Source organism: Caulobacter sp. 17J65-9 (assembly GCF_010975005.1).
Taxonomy (GTDB): domain Bacteria; phylum Pseudomonadota; class Alphaproteobacteria; order Caulobacterales; family Caulobacteraceae; genus 17J80-11.
This window is the reverse complement of the sequence record NZ_JAAIVC010000293.1, coordinates 1-1,489: the sequence shown is the minus strand read 5'-3', so window position 1 is coordinate 1,489 and position 1,489 is coordinate 1. Positions and strand designations below refer to the sequence as shown.

The window sequence follows — 1,489 nt, the reverse complement described above, 5'->3', positions numbered from 1 at the left end:
GCGGAGCGCGCCGCGACCATCGCCGCCTTGCCGCGGGCGAGCGCCTCGGAGCCCGCCCCGGTGGACGGCGCGCCGGCCCCGGCGGCCGTCCGGGTCGAGCCGGGCGCGCTCTAAGCCGCTTTAGGGCGCCTTCTTCGACGAGCGATGGAAATCGTCGTGGCTGTGGCGGATGTCGCGTTCGCCGCCGCCGCCGGAAACGCGGCTGATCGGAGGATTGGTCGGCGTTCCGGGCGGGCGGGGATCGAACATGGCCGGCGCCGGCTTGCTGGCGTCTTCGTGGCTCGAGCCGGGTCCGCCCCAGCGACGGGTGTTGGGATTCTTCTGAGGCATGTCAGCGGTCCTGGGTCTTCCAGTGGGTCGCGGCGACGTTCTGCGTCAGATTGCCGGCGCGGCCCTGCTCCTTGAGGTTCATGTCGGCGTCGCCCGGCTGGCCGGACCGGGCGCCGGTCGTCGCGTCACGCCGGTCCTGGCGCGCGCCGGCGACGTCGGGTTTTCCATCGCGATGGAAGCTGCGTTGAGCCGGGGGGATCGGGGGCGTTCTGGACATGCAAAACCTCCATACTGTCAAAGGCCAACGTCCCGGCTAGGGGCCGGTTCCTCGCCCGGCGGCGCCCGTCCGGAGGGCGGCCCGCGAACTGCAACAGGCTCTGCTTCGTCCCATCCCGGGACGCCTCGGAGGCCGTTTGGCCGGCGTATCGAACACAGTCAGGCCCGAACGCGGCGGCGCGCTGGACGCCCTGCGCTTCATCGCGGCCGCCTTCGTGGTGCTCTACCATTACGGTTCTGAGGCCCCGGTCCCGCTCGACCAGGTCGCGCCGGTGCTGGGTCGCGGCTGGCTGGCCACGGACTTTTTCCTGCTGCTATCGGGCTACGTGCTGGGCCGCGCCTACGGGGCGGGGCTGGACGCGGGACGCTGGAGCACGGCGGGCTTCGTCGGCCGTCGCCTGCGTCGGGTCTGGCCGGCGCACCTGCTGGTGCTGCTGGGCTTCGTCGCCCTGGTCGGGGTCAGCGCGCTCCTGCGGGTCGGGCCGCTGCATCCGGGCCGGTTCGGCGCTGAGAGTTTCTGGCTGCAGGCGGCCCTGGTCCACGCCTGGGGGACCACCACCCAGCCCGCCTGGAACGTGCCGAGCTGGACCCTTTCGGCGCTGGTGGCCTGCTATCTCGCCTTCCCGCCGGTCTGGCGGGCGGCCCGATCGCTGAAGGGGCGGACGCTGGCGGCGGCCGGCGCGCTGGTCGTGCTGGCGCTGGCCGCCGCGCTCAGCCTGGTGGTCCTCGGCCGCTCGCTGTTCGACCTGCCGTTCCAGTACGGGGTGCTGCGGGCGCTGCCGCTGTTCGTCGCCGGCGCCCTGCTGGCGCGCTTCCGCCAGGATCGGGAGATCGGCGCGGGCGCCGCCACCGCCCTGGCCCTGGCCGGGGCGGCGGGCCTTCTCCTGTTCGCGCCGGCCCCGCGTTCGGCCCTGGCGGACTTCGCCGCGGTGATCGCCATCGC

Annotated in this window: 3 protein-coding genes; 1 reads left to right on the top strand and 2 read right to left on the bottom strand. The window is 73.8% G+C overall.

Translation table 11 applies throughout. The features are described 5' to 3' along the window. Nucleotides 1–120 precede the first annotated feature (120 nt). Both G3573_RS21445 and G3573_RS21440 read right to left on the bottom strand, forming a co-directional pair. Nucleotides 121–330 carry a hypothetical protein gene (locus G3573_RS21445; protein ID WP_163263655.1) on the bottom strand — a complete coding sequence of 70 codons (210 nt, stop codon included), beginning with the start codon at nucleotides 328–330 and terminating at the stop codon, nucleotides 121–123. Nucleotide 331: 1 nt separating this feature from the next. Continuing rightward, nucleotides 332–547: a hypothetical protein gene (locus G3573_RS21440; protein ID WP_163263654.1), complete on the bottom strand. Its 216-nt coding sequence runs from the start codon at nucleotides 545–547 to the stop codon at nucleotides 332–334. Between the two features lie 136 nt (nucleotides 548–683). Between G3573_RS21440 and G3573_RS21435 the strand changes: the two genes are divergently transcribed. After that, nucleotides 684–1,489, top strand: an 806-nt coding sequence (locus G3573_RS21435; RefSeq protein WP_163263653.1) for an acyltransferase, incomplete at its 3' end; no start/stop codon positions are given.